Source organism: Microbulbifer mixtoriginis (SeqCode), from assembly GCF_052468275.1.
This window is the reverse complement of sequence record NZ_CP174341.1, coordinates 225,852-240,681: the sequence shown is the minus strand read 5'-3', so window position 1 is coordinate 240,681 and position 14,830 is coordinate 225,852. Positions and strand designations below refer to the sequence as shown.

Genomic DNA, 14,830 nt, shown 5'->3' with positions numbered 1-14,830 from the left:
CATATTATTTTAGTGCCCACTCGGTGTGCACATTGCGCTCGCGCCATGCCTTCAGCTGTCGCACCGATTCCCGCATCAGTTGCAGTAATTCTGTACGCTGCTGACGGCAGTGTTCGCGTTCGCTGTCGATGGAGAGGTTGGCGGCGAGACTGCGCAGACGACTGGCTACGCTATCGAGCCCCACCTGTGCCGCTGCCCGGGCGACATCCTGCGCCTGTTTTTCTGCATCCAACCAGTGGCGGCCGGTGAGGGCGCTGGTGAGCGCAGTGATTCGTTTGGGTAGGGTGGCGCTGCGGTCACTGAGTAGCTCGGCGAAGGTCAGGTGATCGAGAGTGTCCTGCTGGCGTAAAAGAGCACTGGTGTTGAGCAGCTGGGTGGGGCGGTTTTTTTGTTGTGGTGACGTCCCCTGCGTGCGCCGTGAAGCCCATTGCATCAGCTGCATTAGCTGGCGATCGGCAATTGGGTGGGTAAGTACGCCAGTAAAACCTCGGGCCTGATAGCGCTCTTTATCGCCGGTTTTGGCAGATTGCAGCAGGGCGAAAATGGGTAAATCGTTGCCCCGTTCGCGGCGAATTTCTCGTACTGCCTCCACGCCATCCATCAGTGGTAGATGGGTGTCGGTCAGGATTAAGTCAAAGTTTTTTTGGAGGGCGGCGCTGCTGCCGTCGATACCGTTACATTCCCTTTGTACATGGTGGCCCATGGCTTCCAGCGGCGCTTGCAGGGATTCGTGTTTATTATTTTCCACCAACAGGATGGCGAGGCCGCTGCCGGTATTGCCGAGCACTTCCTTGGGAAGTTTCAGCTCCACGGTTTCCACCTTGCCGATCTGACGTAAATCGTCCAGAGATTTGAGAGCGGCGTTTAACTGGCGCTTGCCGATTTCAACCAGCGCTTTGATATTGTTGTCCTCGCTGCGTCCAATCAGGTTGAGGGTGCCCATCAATGTATCCAGGGGGTGGTGCAACTGGTGACGTACTATTGTGAGCAGATCGGATTTTTCCTGGCGCAGTAATTCGAGGCTTTCACGAGTTTCTTCGAGTTGCTTCTCTAGGGCGAGAAATTCACTGTTGCGGCTATGCACCTGCTGAAACAAATTACTGTTTTCGGCGCTGATATTATCGACACGCTCTGCACTCTCTTTACGCAATTTGCGCAGACTCAGTTGTCTATTGAGTGTAAAAGCACAAATTAGCACAGTAAAAATCAGCGCCGCGATCAACCAGTAAATAGGAATTTGTTGCTGCAGAGCATTTAATTCAATGGCTTGTGCGGTGGTGGAGATAAATACTGAGCCGCACAGTAGTGCTCCGGCTAGTAGAGCGTGAAAAAAAACACGACGAGAGGGCAATCCCCCAGAAGAAATGGCTTTTATCATCCTTATAACCACTTGTGTTAGGGCGGACTAAATCCTGCAGTCCGCAGTGTGATTTTCGCGGTAGGTTTTGATCGATACTCCCGAAAAGATCAGAGCGTTTGATACTGCAATATGGCACGGCGTACAAGAGATATTTTTATAGGACTGGCAGGCTAAGCGGTGGATAATCCGGTCAGAGGCATGAACGCTATCGCCATTAGCCAAGAGTTATTGCGCCAAAAACAGAGTATGGTTTTTTTGAGGGGGCTTGATGCTGAAGAATTGCACGCTATTACATAGGCTTATATAGCGGGAGGTTTTGCACGAGGTTGACGTATTTTACCGAGATCGGTGGCACAGCGTTCCTCGATAAAATACGCAAAAAAATAAAAATATCAGGGTTGATTCAAGCGGCCTGAGGTAGGCGTTCCTGCAATAACTGCAACATGCGCTCAGAAGGTAGAAACAGGCGAATTCCATCGCAATGGGCGAGCAATTCCTGATAAAAATAATCGAAATGTGTGCAGCCCAGAATCAGTATCTGCACGCCGCTTTTCACCAGAGCCGCGACCAGATCATCCAAAGCGTGCTGACGCACGATCATCTCGGCGGCGAGGCCATCCTCAATATCTTCGACGATCTGCAGGTTGCCGATGCCGATCACCTTGGCGGTTGTGTTGCGCTCGAGGATTTCGCGCTCAATATTGGCGCAACTTTGGCAGTTGGCGGCGAGCAGGCCAAAGTTGCGGTAGCGCTGGGTGAGTTCGGCGTATACCTCAAGGGGAGAAACCACCTCAATTGGCGAGGTGGATTTGACCGCTTCCATATCCACCGCACCGGAAAGGGAATTGCAGTAGATCATGGCGGCTTCGGCGCCGGCCTGATGCAGCTGTTCAATCGCTTCGATCAGCTGCTGGGTGAGAGCGCCGCGCTCTAGCGCTTGCAGTTGCGTCTGTTCCTGGGGCGATGTTGACAGAGACATACCGACGCCACGCAGCTGACGCGCGGCGAGGAAATCCAGGCCAAAGCGGGTGTCTGTGGGGGTGCCGGCGACCACGCCAATGGTCATAGAACTTTTTTCAATGGCGTTATCGGTCAACACAGTCATGCTCCTCTCTCGTAATGCTCAATCGAGTATTGGTGCCCCTTAGATGGCGCGTCTGCCCAGCAGGGGAACCAGCGTATTAATCCACACTCGGCGCACCCAGTCGAGATAAATTCCATAAGGCCGCCCCAAGGCGCCTGCGATCAGCATAAAAGTGATGCTGGCTGTGGCAATTTCGTCCCAGCTGGCACCGCCTAGGCGCATATTGGCCATATATAGGGGAAACTGGAAACTGAGGAAGACAAAGGTGTCTACCAGGTAAGCATTTACAAAACCGCCGCCACCAAAGCGGTTCACAATCCAGCTGCGGTACATGCTGAAGGGGCGAGCGATCAGTGTATTGAACACCAGCGCCATCAGACGCACTTTCAGGTGCTCACTCCAGCTCATACCTGCCAACACCAGCTCGATGGGGATCGCCACGGCCCAGGAAAAACTGTTCATGGCGAAGATATCGAGCAGGAAATCCCAGCGTCGCGAGTTGGGTGCGGCTGGTTCGGCGTCGGGGCCGGATGGTGTTAATGCGGGCGCGGACATGGAGCAGACAACCTCTTGAACCTCGAGCCACCATATCAAGATGGCGGCAGGCCGGCGATTATATCTCCAAATTGCGTAAATGCTAGCCTTGCATCTCGACTGGTGAGGTCTGCCGAGATAAACGTCCTACTAATTATTAGAAAATTAATCTAATTATCTTATTGGCCTAACGCGCCTCCTGGTCACGATGGCTCCGCAGAGGTTAATATGCAACTCTTTGCATAAGACGAATCGGAGCTGCCATGTCCCTGCGCTATGCCGTACTCACCCTGCTGGATATAGAGCCCGGCAGTGGCTACGACCTAAAGCGCCGCTTCGAGCGCAGTGTTTCCCATTTCTGGAGCGCCAGCCACCAGCAGATGTATCGGGAGCTGCACAAGTTGCACGACGAAGGATTGCTGGATTGCGAGGAGCAACCGCAGGAGGGCAAACCGGACAAAAAGGTCTACAGCCTCACCGACAAGGGGCGTGCGGAGCTGCGCGACTGGGTCATTCAGCCAGCGGCACCACAGAAGATTCGCGAACCCTTTTTAGTGCGTATGTTTGCCGGCCACCATTTGAGCCAAGAGGAGTTGCGCTCGGCTCTCAATGATCAGCTGCACAGGCACCGAGGGCTGTTGGAGAATTATCGGGAACAAAATGAGCGGGTGCTTAAGAGTGACCCCGCCCTGCAGGAGCGCTATTGGCTGGCCCACCAGACGCTGCTGTTAGGCATAGAGGCGGAGAAAACCTGGATCAACTGGGCGGAAAATATGCTGCAGCAACTGGAACAAAAATGTGAAGAGAGCAGTTAAAAAAACCGGGCGATGCCCGGTTTTTTGTGTCTTTGGTGCGGAAATGAGTCGAGCGCTAGTTTATAAAGCGACTTTCTCCACTACCAGGCTGCCGATAGAGTAGCCTGCGCCAAAGGAACAGATAATTCCGCGCTCACCTACTTGCAGGTCATCGCTGTGCAGATTGAAGGCGATGACAGAACCGGCGCTAGCGGTATTTGCGTAGCGGTCCAGCACCACCGGGGCGCGTTCTGCGCTGGCTTCATCACCCATCAGTTTCTTGGCGATCAGATTATTCATGTTGATGTTGGCCTGGTGTAGCCAGTAGCGGCTCACTTCGCGGGGGTCGGTGCCGCTCTCCCCTAGGTGCTCCTCAATATGGGCGGCGGCCATGGGGCAGACTTCCTTGAATACCTTGCGGCCGTTCTGGCGGAACAACTTGCCGGGGCCGAAAGGGTCCACATCGGCAGCGCGCGCAGCATAGCCGAAGTTGGAGCGGATATTGTTGGAGTAGACGGTCTTGGCCTTGGTGCCGAGGATTTCCCAGGCAGTGTCTACGCTGCAGGTCTCGCGGCGCTCGATCACACTGGCGACCGCCACATCTCCGAAGATGAAATGACTGTCGCGATCGGTAAAGTCCACTTGCGGTGAGGCCAATTCAGAATTGATCACCAGTACGGTGCGTGCGGCGCCGGAACAGATGGCATCTACCGCGCGCTGTAGAGAAAATGTTGCCGAGGAGCAGGCGACTTCCATATCGAAAGCGAATCCATCGATGCCGAGGGCGCCCTGAATTTCGATGGCAATGGCGGGATAGGCGCGTTGCATATAGGAAGCGCCAACAATCACCATATCGACATCGGAGGCCTGTTTATTGGCTTTCTCAAGCGCCAGTTTGGCGGCTTTTAGCCCCATCTCCGCCTGAACACACAGGTCGTCGTCGTTGCGCTCGGGAATAAAGGGGCGCATGCGCGCGGGATCGAGAATTCCTTCACGGGTCACCACATAGCGGCTCTTGATACCGGAGGCCTTTTCGATAAATTCCGCAGAGGACTGTGGTTTGGGCTGCAGTTCGCCGGATTCAATTGCTTGAGCGTGCTCCAGGTTGTACTGCTTGGCGTAGCTATTGTAGGCGTCTACCAGCTCTTCGTTGCTGATCGCTTCCGGTGGGGTCCACAGGCCGGTGCCGCTGATGACAATGCCCCGTGGCAACTTGTGTTCACTCATCGCTGAATCCCTGGCTCGCAGCAAAACACCTGCGAGCAATTAGTCACTGATTAAAACCTTAGCCTTTAGCGGTGCCGGCTTGTTTGGGATTTATCTGCCAGAACGGCAAGGCAAGTTATTGTGACGTCTCTGTGACTGCCGGTCTATCTGCGGTCGCGCCGAAGAGTCATGGCGTTCTGGCCAAAATGAACGCACTGACCTTGTGTGCACCAGCTTTCAGGAGTATCTGTGCCGCCGCCTCCAGGGTGGCTCCGGTAGTCAGGACATCGTCCACCAGCCCGATATGCATTCCTTCAACGGATTCACGCAGGGCAAAACTTTGCAGTAGGTTGCGTAGGCGTTGTTGCCGGCGCAGCTGCGACTGGGTGCGGGTGGCGCTAGTTTTGCGCAACAGTCGCGCTTGCACCGGCAAATGCCATTGCTTTCCCAACTCGCTCGCGATCAGTTGCGCTTGATTGTATCCGCGTTGCCAGTAGCGCTGCCAGTGAAGAGGAATGGGGGCGAGTAAGTCGGGGGGCTCGTTGTGTGGGACTATTGAAGTGGCGGCAAGTTGCGCCAGGCTATGGCCGGCGGCCAGGTCGCGTTGGTACTTGAAGCGCTGGATTAGCTGGTTCACCGGAAAGGCATACTGCCAGGCGGCCTGAACCCTCTGGCAGTGCGGCGGCTGGCGCAAACAACTGGGGCACAGGCGTGCGCTGGAGGCCAACGGCAGCGCACAGCTTTCACAAGCCTGGCCCAGATAGGGCAGGTCTCGGATACAGCTGGCACAGATACCAAAGTCACCGGCTCTATCACCGCACAGCAGGCACTGCGTCAGGTAGCGGGAGAGTCGAGCTGAAATCAGGCTGTAAACCATATGAGAGCTTCTGAGTTGACAGCAGGTGGGGCCTGGCTAAACTGGCCAGTCTGTTTGGTCGAGTTTGCCACTGCTGTCTTCTGCAGTCACCCCGCCCGAATACATAAAAACAGCACCCCAACTCCAGTAACAGAGAGAGTAAGCTTGTGACTGCAGCCCAGACTATGCCCGCCGCCGATATCCGCCACGACTGGACCCGTCAGCAGGTTCTGGATCTCTTCGCTATGCCATTTAGCGATCTGATGTTTACCGCGCAGCAGGTTCACCGGACACACTTCGATCCCAATCGGGTCCAGGTCAGCACCCTCTGTTCCATTAAGACCGGCGCCTGCCCGGAAGATTGCGCCTACTGCCCGCAGAGCGCCCGTTACGATACTGGGCTGGAGCGGGAAAAATTGATGAAAGTGGAGAAGGTGTTGGAAGAAGCTCGCGCGGCCAAGGCTGGCGGCGCCACTCGCTTCTGTATGGGAGCTGCCTGGCGCTCACCCAAGAAAAAAGATATGCCTTACGTCACCCAGATGGTGCGTGAAGTGAAGGCACTGGGTATGGAAACCTGTATGACCTTGGGGATGTTGAATGATGACCAGGCGCAGGAATTAGCTAATGCCGGGCTCGATTACTACAACCACAATCTGGATACCTCACCGGAGTATTACGGCGAGATTATTACCACCCGCACCTACCAGGATAGGTTGCAGACACTGGGGCGCGTGCGTGCCGCCGGTATGAAAGTCTGCGCCGGCGGTATTGTCGGCATGGGCGAGGGCGACAAAGATCGCGCCGGCCTGCTGATGCAACTGGCCAACCTGCCTGAACACCCCGAGTCGGTGCCCATTAATATGTTGGTAAAAGTAGCTGGTACGCCGCTGGAGCAGGAGAAGGACCTAGACCCCTTCGAATTTATCCGCTGCATCGCCGTAGCGCGCATTATGATGCCCAAGTCCCATGTGCGCCTGTCCGCCGGGCGCGAACAGATGAGTGATGAGATGCAGTCTATGGCTTTCCTCGCCGGTGCCAACTCCATCTTCTATGGCGAGAAGCTGCTGACCACCGCCAATCCCGAGGCCAACAAGGATATGCAATTGTTCTCCCGCCTGGGTATCCAGCCGGAGGAGTATCAACAATACGCCGATGAGAGCGCAGTGGAAGCGGAGTTGAATGCACAGATTACCGAGCAGCAAAACGACGCTTTCTTTTACGATGCGGCCAAATGACCCTGGATAAAACCCTGCGCCAGCGTCTCGATGAGCGGCATCGGGACAATCTTTATCGCCAGATTAAAACTCTGGAAGCGGCGCCCAGCCCCATCGCTGTAGTGGATGGGCGAAAGCTGCTGACCTTTAGTAGTAACGATTACCTGGGACTGGCAAGCCACTCAGAAGTTATCCGTGCCCAGCAGGCCGGTGCTGAGCTGGGCGCCGGTGCCACCGCTTCCCATTTGGTTAACGGCCACCTTCAAGTCCATCAACAATTGCAACAGAGCCTTGCCGAAGTCACCGGACGCGAGGCCGCACTGGTTTTTTCCAGTGGTTATATGGCCAATGTGGGGACACTCTGTGCGTTGCTGGGCCGCGCGGACAATGTTATTTCCGACAAGCTCAACCACGCCTCCCTGATAGACGGCGCGCGCTTGTGTGGCGCCAACAGTTTACGTTTTGCCCACAACGATCCAGTTGCCCTGCGCCGCCAGCTGCAAAGGGCGGCCGAACGCGGTGGCAATACTCTGGTGGCGGTAGATGGGGTCTACAGTATGGACGGCGACAGGGCTCAATTGGCGGAGATTGCTGCCCTGTGTTGGGAATTTGATGCCTGGCTGATGGTGGATGAAGCCCACGGCTTTGGAGTGATGGGGAGTGAACAGCTGCCCCTTGCCGGCAGCTGCGCGGCCGCCGGTCTCGGCCAGGATGAAGTGCCGGTACTGATGGGTACGCTGGGTAAGGCCGCCGGCAATGCAGGTGCCTTTGTGGCTGGCTCGCGTATGTTGATCGATTTTTTGGTGCAGTTTGCACGGCCTTATATTTATACCACCGGTATGCCGCCGGCAGTGGCGGCAGGTTGTATTGCAGCAATTGAACTGATGCGCAATGCGCCCGAGTTGAACCAGCGCCTGCAGGCGAATATCACTTACTTCCGCCGGCGTGCGGCGCAAGCGAATTTACCTCTGACGGATTCATCCAGTGCGATTCAACCACTCCTGTTGGGCTGTGAAGAAACTGTGATGACTGTGTCCAAAAAGTTGGAGCAGCGTGGCTTTCTAGTGGGCGCTATTCGCCCACCTACCGTGCCCAGAGGTACCGCTCGCTTGAGAATCACCCTGAGTGCCTCCCATAACCACAGCCAAATTGATGCTTTGGTAGATGCCCTCGTAGCTGTGCTTCAGGAAAAAATAGCGGTGCCTTTGTGATTGAGATAGAGAACCTGGTATTCCTGCACGGTTGGGGGGGAGATAAAGGGCCCTGGCAGCCCCTACTCGAAGCGGTGCGTGAACAACTGGCACAACCTTTGACTTGTATCGAATTACCGGGGTGTGGGGAGCGTAGTGGCGTGCCCTGGCCACAATTAGAGACACTTTTACAGCGACTGTATAACGAACTGCCTAATAACTGTGTTTTGGTTGGGCACTCTCTCGGAGGCATGTTGGCCCTGCAGTTGGCGGCCAGACCGGGACAGAAAAAAATCCTCGGTGTTGTCACCATTTCTGCCAATGCCTGTTTTGTGGAGCGGGACAACTGGCCGGGTATGCAGCGGCGTGTTTTTGAGAGATTTCGCAGGGCCTTTGTGCAGGACCCCTACGCAATCTGGGAGCGCTTTTGTGCCCTGCAGTCCCATGGTGATAGTGCCATGCGCGACCTGCTCAAGCAGCTTAAGGAGCGCCGCCCCAATATCAATGCCGAAGCCTGGAAGCGGGCCCTGGACTGCCTGGCAGACCTGGATAATCGTCAACTACTGCAGACACTCGGAGTCCCCACACTGCATCTGTTTGGTAAGCAGGATGCCCTGGTGCCCCAAGCTGCCGTAGAGGAGATCCAGGGCTGTGGTGCAGCGGTAGAGGTGATTGAGGGATGTGGTCATAAACCGCATTTATCTCAGCCGCGCCAAGTCGCAGGGCGATTGCGGCATTTTGTCGAGAGCCTGTCTCCCCCTGATAGCGGTACTTCCGAGCCTTTCGATAAATCCGCCGTGGCGCGCTCCTTTGGCCGCGCTGCCGCCAGCTATGACGACTGCGCTCATATACAGAGAGCGGTGTGTCGGCAGCTGATGAAAATGGCGGATCGCCACTGGGCACCGCGCACGATTGTCGACCTTGGTAGCGGCACCGGCTTTGGTAGTGAGTTGCTGCGCCAACATTTTCCCGAGGCGAGAATTATCGCCTTGGATCTGGCGGAAGATATGTTGCGCTACGCTCGCACAGAACGCCCCCAGGCTGATGATTATATTGTTGCGGATGCTGAACAGTTGCCCCTAGCAGATGACAGCGTGGATCTGGTGTTTTCCAGTATGGCGCTGCAGTGGTGCTATCGCTTGCCACAGCTGTTTACCGAGTTGCGTCGGGTACTCTCTCCAGAGGGGTTCTGCCTGGTGGCGACACTGGGGCCGGGCACGCTGGCAGAGTTGCGTAATAGCTGGGCCCAGGTGGATGGCGATATACACGTCAATCGTTTCCTTCCCCTGGTAAAGTGGCGTGAAGCGGCGGTGCAATCGCAATTAAATGGCGAGGTGCTCGATGAGCAGCGCCTGTTGTATTTCGATAGCCTGCGCCAGCTGATGAAGGAATTAAAAGGCGTGGGGGCACACAATATTAACCGCGCCGCCAAGCGGGGGATGACCGGGCGTGCCAGGTTACAGCAACTGGCCGAAGCCTATGAAGGCCTCAGGCAGCCCAGAGGGCTGCCGGTAAGCTACGAGGTCATCTATATGAAGCTGGCCTGTGAACCAGATCAGGGGTAGATATCGATGGGGATCGGGGTTTTCACCAGCGCCCAGATCTCGTCCATTTCCCGATTGGAGGCCACTGCGATACAGCCATCGGTCCAGTTATTGCGGCGCAGATGCCTCTCCATATAGGACCACTCGGGCTTGATGCCGTGGATCATGATATCGCCGCCAGGGCTGACCCCCATTTTGGCTGCCCGCGCACGGTCCTGTTTATTTGGGTAGGACACATGAATAGAGCGGTAGAAACGGCTGTTGGGGTTTTTCCAGTCGAGGGTGTAGCGCCCTTCGGGGGTGCGTTCATCCCCCTCGCGGACCTTGTGTCCTCTGGGATTATCGCCGAAGGAGACGGTGTAGCTTTTCACTACCCGGCCGTCGCGAATCAGCTGCATCAGCTTCTTCGACTTGTACACAACAACATGATCGACAGGAGTTACTTTTGCTGAGGCGAACAGAGGCATCGCCAGCAACAGGGCAAGAGTCAGGTATCGCATGGTCTCTAAGCTGCTTGAATGTTTTCAGTTATTTCGAGATTTCCCGCGTCCCTGCAGAGCAGTTTCCCCTTTTGAGGGAATTATTTTGTGAGCGCGGCCCCGTGCCTTTGTTATCAGTGCTTGGCTTGATTTGTTCAAAATCTGCGCTACACGACTAAATTATCATCAAGTGGCTGGCGTGAAAAGTCACCACAAGAAAAAATTTGAACTTTTTGAATAGGGGAGGCCTTGGTCTTGGGCAGAAGTTATTTTGTAGCCGGTACCGATACCGAAGTGGGCAAGACCTTTGTCAGTGCGGCTCTACTCACAGCGGCCGCGAATGTGGGATTGCAAACCGCAGCGGTAAAACCGGTGGCCTCCGGTTGTGAGCAAACTGAATATGGACTGCGCAATGAGGATGCCTTGCTGTTACAGGAGGCCATGACTTTGCATCTGCCTTACCAGCAGGTGAATCCTTTTGCACTGGAACCGGCAATCGCCCCCCATATCGCCGCCATAGAGGCGGGTAAGCAGCTCAACGTATCGCGCATGGCTGGAGTCTGCCGCGGTGTGATGTGTGCCGGCGCTGATCTGGTGTTAATCGAGGGGGCCGGCGGCTGGCGCACACCCCTGGGTCCCAGAGCCTTTCTTTCGCAACTGCCGCGGGAGTTGAATACCCCGGTGATTCTGGTGGTGGGTATGCAGCTCGGCTGTATCAACCACGCACTGCTGACCGCCGAGGCGATTCGCCACGATGGGCTGCCTCTGGCGGGTTGGGTGGCCAACTTCGTCCGTCCGGGCATGGCGCGGGCCGAGGAAAACCTGGCCACCCTTGAGGCCCTGCTGCCGGCCCCGTTGCTCGGTGTGCTGCCCCATAGCGAGACGCGGGATTACCGCGAAGCGGCGCAACACCTGGATATTCGCCCGCTGATACCCAGCTAAAGCACCTCATCAAAGCATTCTCAGTCGGGCCCGAGAGGGCCCAAATCGGTTGACTTTGTACGCCTTCGGCCCTAGATTCAAACAAGCGTTTGAAACACCTGAATGAGGACCGGGAGCATGGCCGACTACAAGGCGCCACTGCGGGAGATGAACTTCCTGCTGCACGAAGTATTTGCTGCGGAAAAACTCTGGGCGGAACTGCCCGGGTTGGCCGGAGCTGTGGATCGCGAGACCGCAGATGCGATTCTCGAAGAGATGGCCAAGTTGGCTTCCAACACCCTGGATCCGATTAACCGCAGCGGTGACGAAGAGGGCTGTGATTGGAACGATGGTGTTGTGACCACCCCTGCGGGCTTCAAAGAAGCCTACGCCACTTTCTGTGAGGGTGGCTGGGGCGCGCTGTTGGGCAACCCAGAGTACGGCGGCATGGGTATGCCGAAGATGCTGGGCGCTCAGGTCGAGGAAATGATTAACGCCTCCAATATCTCCTTCGCTCTCTACCCGGTACTGACCAACGGTGCCTGTCTGGCGATCGATGCTCATGCCAGTGAAGCGCTGAAACAGAAATTCCTGCCCAAGATGTACGAGGGCACCTGGGCCGGGGCCATGGACCTGACCGAGCCCCACGCCGGCACCGACCTGGGTATTATCCGCACCAAGGCCGAGCCCCGCGAAGACGGCAGTTACAGCATTAGCGGCAGCAAGATCTTTATCACCGGCGGTGACCAGGACTTGTCCGAAAATATAATTCACCTGGTACTGGCCAAGTTGCCGGACGCACCCAAGGGCCCTAAAGGCATTTCCCTGTTCCTGGTGCCGAAGTACAAGGTGAGCGAAGACGGCAGCATCGGCGAGAGCAATAACGTTAATTGTGGTTCCATTGAACACAAGATGGGCATTAAAGCCTCCGCTACTTGTGCGATGAATTTCGACGGTGCTCAGGGTTGGCTGGTGGGTGAGGAGAACAAGGGCCTCGCCGCTATGTTTACCATGATGAACTACGAGCGACTGGGTGTGGGTATCCAGGGCCTCGGTGCCTCTGATCGCTCCTACCAAAACGCCCTGGAATACGCCCGCGATCGTATCCAGAGCCGCTCTCCTGCCGGTGCCCAGCAGCCCGAAAAAGCTGCCGACCCGATTATCGTGCACCCCGATGTGCGCCGTATGCTGCTCACCCAGAAAGCACTGGTGGGCGGTGGCCGCGCCCTGTCCACTTACGTGGCTCAATGGCTGGACATCTCCAAGTTCGGCGAGGGTGAAGAGAAAAAGAACGCCGAGGCTATGGTGGCCTTGCTGACCCCTGTGGCCAAGGCCTTCACTACCGATATGGGCCTCGACTGCACCGTAATCGGCCAGCAGGTTTTCGGCGGTCATGGTTATATTCGTGAATGGGGCCAGGAGCAGCTGGTGCGCGATGTGCGTATTACCCAGATTTACGAGGGCACCAACGGTATTCAGGCATTGGATTTGGTGGGTCGCAAGACCGTCGCCAGCGGTGGCGCCCTGTTCGAGCTATTTGCTGCGGATGTGCAGCGTTTTATCGATAGCCAGGTTGATCGCGAGGCAATGGCTGAGTTTGTACAGCCGCTGGCAACTGAGTTGCAGCGCCTGCGCGAAGCCACAGAGAAAATGATCGCCGCAACCAAGGAAGACCCCCACGCGCCGGGTGCAGCTTCGGTGGAATACCTGCATCTGTTTGGCTATGTGGCTTACGCCTTTATGTGGGCCAAGGTGGTTGCAGTTGCGCTGGACAAGCAGGAGGCGGACAGCTTCTACAAGGGCCAAGTGAAAACTGCACGCTTCTATTTTGCGCGCTTACTGCCGCGCACCCAGGCACTCGCCAGCAGCGTCAATGCCGGTAGCGCCACCCTGATGGATCTGGAAGAGGAACTGTTCTAACAACCCTCTCGGTAGATTCTAAAAAAGCCTCGCCTTGCGGGGCTTTTTTTATGGAGTCGCTTTTCGCTTTCTCCTACACTCGGGAGAAAACAATAAAGAGCGAAACAGCCAATGACCAATATCTCCCAGAAGAGACTCTCCGAGGAAGACCAGGCCCGGGTCGATCAGTATCTGCAAAGCGCGGTCAACCAAGTGGAGCGCAAGCCCTTCCGCCCCTGGTTGTTGTTCGTCATGCTCCTGGTGGTGCTGACCCTGCTGTCGTTGATCAGCGTGTTGATCGCGCAGACCAAAGGCGTGGTGTGAGGGGCTTGCTATGGAGCCCGATAAAAACTTTCAGCCACTGGATTTTACTTGCCTTGGCGATGACGAGATGCGCCGTCGCGCAGGGGACTTTTTCCGTTTGATGCGCCGGCGTCGCTCGGTGCGGGATTTCTCAGTTAAACCTGTGCCCCGCGAGGTTATCGAAGACGCCGTGCGAGCTGCCGGTAGCGCTCCCAGCGGGGCCAATATGCAGCCGTGGCATTTTGTCGTCGTTGAAAATGCCGAGGTTAAACGCCGTATTCGCCTGGCCGCGGAAGAGGAGGAGCGCGAGTTTTACCAGCGCCGTGCCTCAGAGGAATGGCTTAACGCATTGGAACCCCTGGGCACAGATGCGCACAAGCCTTTTCTTGAAACGGCGCCCTACCTGATTGCAATTTTTCTGAAGAAGTTTTCCAGTGCGGAAAATGGTGAGCGATTAAAAAACTATTACACCGCGGAATCGGTAGGTATCGCCACAGGTATATTGATTGCCGCCCTGCATAATGCCGGTGTGGCGACCCTGACCCACACCCCCAGTCCGATGAAATTTCTCAATGAAATTCTTGGCCGCCCTGTGCAGGAAAAACCCTATATGATTCTGGTGGCTGGGCTGCCCGCTGAAGGTGCTCAGGTGCCAGCTATCGGCAGAAAACCCCTGGATGAAATTGCTGATTTTATTTGAGTTACCGCTTTCCGCGCGGCAAAAATAGATACACTGGTGGAATTTGAGCTTAGGGTTCCATGCCAAGAATATTGATCGTCGAGGACGAAGGCGCAATAGCCGATACCCTGATTTATGCGCTGCAGGCCGAGGGTTTTACCACTCACTGGCTGGCGCTTGCCGGCGAGGCATTAGCACTACTGAAGAGTGAGTCTTTCGACTTGGTGATTCTGGATGTGGGACTGCCGGATATCAGTGGCTTCGAAGCCTGTAAACAATTGCGACGCTTCTCCGAAGTGCCAGTGATTTTTCTCACTGCGCGCAACGGGGAAATAGACAGGGTTGTAGGGCTTGAAATTGGCGCTGATGATTATGTAGTGAAACCTTTCAGCCCGCGCGAGGTGGCAGCGCGGGTCAAGGCCATCCTCAAAAGGGTGGCGCCACGCCCAGAGAGAGTAAAGCTATCTGAGGCTAAAGGCCCTTTCCGTATCGATTCGGTGAGTTACCAAATCCTCTTCCACGAACAGTTATTGCCCCTGACCCGCCACGAGTACCGCCTATTGGAAACCCTGCTGGCCCAGCCCGGAAGGGTGTTTTCCCGTGCACAATTGCTCGATGCTTTGGGGGTGGCTTTGGAAGTGGGGTATGAGCGCAATGTCGACAGCCACATCAAAGGGCTGCGGGCAAAAATTCGCGAGATAGCACCAGACTCCAAGCCAATCCAAACCCATCGCGGCCTCGGATATAGTTGTTGCCCGGAGCAATAA

At 55.9% G+C, this 14,830-nt stretch carries 15 protein-coding genes; 9 read left to right on the top strand and 6 right to left on the bottom strand.

Annotated elements, in window-relative coordinates; all coding sequences use genetic code 11:
• Positions 1-4: 4 nt before the first annotated feature.
• From ACJJIC_RS01135 to alaE, 3 genes are all read right to left on the bottom strand, one after another.
• The gene (locus ACJJIC_RS01135) at positions 5-1,378 is read right to left on the bottom strand and encodes an ATP-binding response regulator (RefSeq protein WP_444908579.1); all 1,374 of its coding nucleotides are present in this window, start codon (positions 1,376-1,378) and stop codon (positions 5-7) included.
• 385 nt (positions 1,379-1,763) lie between these two features.
• Positions 1,764-2,465, bottom strand: a complete 702-nt coding sequence (locus tag ACJJIC_RS01130) for an aspartate/glutamate racemase family protein (protein WP_445357815.1) — start codon at positions 2,463-2,465, stop codon at positions 1,764-1,766.
• Positions 2,466-2,504: 39 nt separating this feature from the next.
• A complete protein-coding gene (gene alaE, locus ACJJIC_RS01125) occupies positions 2,505-2,999 on the bottom strand; it encodes an L-alanine exporter AlaE (protein ID WP_252084304.1) in 495 nt (164 codons plus the stop codon).
• Between the two features lie 242 nt (positions 3,000-3,241).
• Here alaE and ACJJIC_RS01120 point away from each other — a divergent pair, with 242 nt between their 5' ends.
• On the top strand, positions 3,242-3,793 hold the full coding sequence (locus tag ACJJIC_RS01120; RefSeq protein ID WP_444887871.1) for a PadR family transcriptional regulator: 552 nt from the start codon (positions 3,242-3,244) through the stop codon (positions 3,791-3,793).
• Between the two features lie 60 nt (positions 3,794-3,853).
• On the opposite strand, the gene ACJJIC_RS01115 is transcribed toward ACJJIC_RS01120, so the two are convergent.
• Together ACJJIC_RS01115 and ACJJIC_RS01110 are read right to left on the bottom strand one after the other, a co-directional pair.
• Complete coding sequence (locus ACJJIC_RS01115; RefSeq protein WP_444891486.1) at positions 3,854-4,999, bottom strand: beta-ketoacyl-ACP synthase III; 1,146 nt, start codon at positions 4,997-4,999, stop codon at positions 3,854-3,856.
• 166 nt (positions 5,000-5,165) lie between these two features.
• On the bottom strand, positions 5,166-5,855 hold the full coding sequence (locus tag ACJJIC_RS01110) for a ComF family protein (RefSeq protein WP_445357814.1): 690 nt from the start codon (positions 5,853-5,855) through the stop codon (positions 5,166-5,168).
• A 164-nt stretch (positions 5,856-6,019) separates the two neighbouring features.
• On the opposite strand from ACJJIC_RS01110, the gene bioB reads away from it, so the two are divergent.
• From bioB to bioC, 3 genes are read left to right on the top strand one after another with little or no spacing between them, the layout of a single operon-like run.
• Positions 6,020-7,069 (top strand): biotin synthase BioB, encoded by a 1,050-nt coding sequence (gene bioB / locus ACJJIC_RS01105; protein ID WP_445357869.1) that lies wholly within the window; start codon positions 6,020-6,022, stop codon positions 7,067-7,069.
• On the top strand, positions 7,066-8,259 hold the full coding sequence (gene bioF / locus ACJJIC_RS01100; RefSeq protein ID WP_444908580.1) for an 8-amino-7-oxononanoate synthase: 1,194 nt from the start codon (positions 7,066-7,068) through the stop codon (positions 8,257-8,259). Before bioB ends, bioF begins: the two co-directional genes overlap by 4 nt.
• Complete coding sequence (gene bioC / locus ACJJIC_RS01095) at positions 8,256-9,803, top strand: malonyl-ACP O-methyltransferase BioC (protein ID WP_444908581.1); 1,548 nt, start codon at positions 8,256-8,258, stop codon at positions 9,801-9,803. The genes bioF and bioC overlap by 4 nt, the downstream gene beginning before the upstream one ends.
• Here bioC and ACJJIC_RS01090 read toward each other — a convergent pair.
• Complete coding sequence (locus tag ACJJIC_RS01090; protein WP_152450920.1) at positions 9,794-10,282, bottom strand: L,D-transpeptidase family protein; 489 nt, start codon at positions 10,280-10,282, stop codon at positions 9,794-9,796. The two genes, bioC and ACJJIC_RS01090, sit on opposite strands and share 10 nt — an antisense overlap.
• A 228-nt stretch (positions 10,283-10,510) precedes the next feature.
• Here ACJJIC_RS01090 and bioD point away from each other — a divergent pair, with 228 nt between their 5' ends.
• From bioD to creB, 5 genes are all read left to right on the top strand, one after another.
• Entirely contained in the window at positions 10,511-11,203 is a 693-nt protein-coding gene (gene bioD / locus ACJJIC_RS01085) for a dethiobiotin synthase (protein ID WP_444887877.1), read from the top strand.
• Between the two features lie 117 nt (positions 11,204-11,320).
• A complete protein-coding gene (locus ACJJIC_RS01080; RefSeq protein WP_444908582.1) occupies positions 11,321-13,102 on the top strand; it encodes an acyl-CoA dehydrogenase C-terminal domain-containing protein in 1,782 nt (593 codons plus the stop codon).
• A gap of 111 nt (positions 13,103-13,213) precedes the next feature.
• Positions 13,214-13,405, top strand: coding sequence for a DUF3094 family protein (locus ACJJIC_RS01075; protein ID WP_252084312.1), 192 nt, complete (start codon positions 13,214-13,216; stop codon positions 13,403-13,405).
• 10 nt (positions 13,406-13,415) lie between these two features.
• Positions 13,416-14,084 carry a nitroreductase family protein gene (locus ACJJIC_RS01070; protein WP_444908583.1) on the top strand — a complete coding sequence of 223 codons (669 nt, stop codon included), beginning with the start codon at positions 13,416-13,418 and terminating at the stop codon, positions 14,082-14,084.
• A 59-nt stretch (positions 14,085-14,143) separates the two neighbouring features.
• A complete protein-coding gene (gene creB, locus ACJJIC_RS01065; RefSeq protein WP_444908584.1) occupies positions 14,144-14,830 on the top strand; it encodes a two-component system response regulator CreB in 687 nt (228 codons plus the stop codon).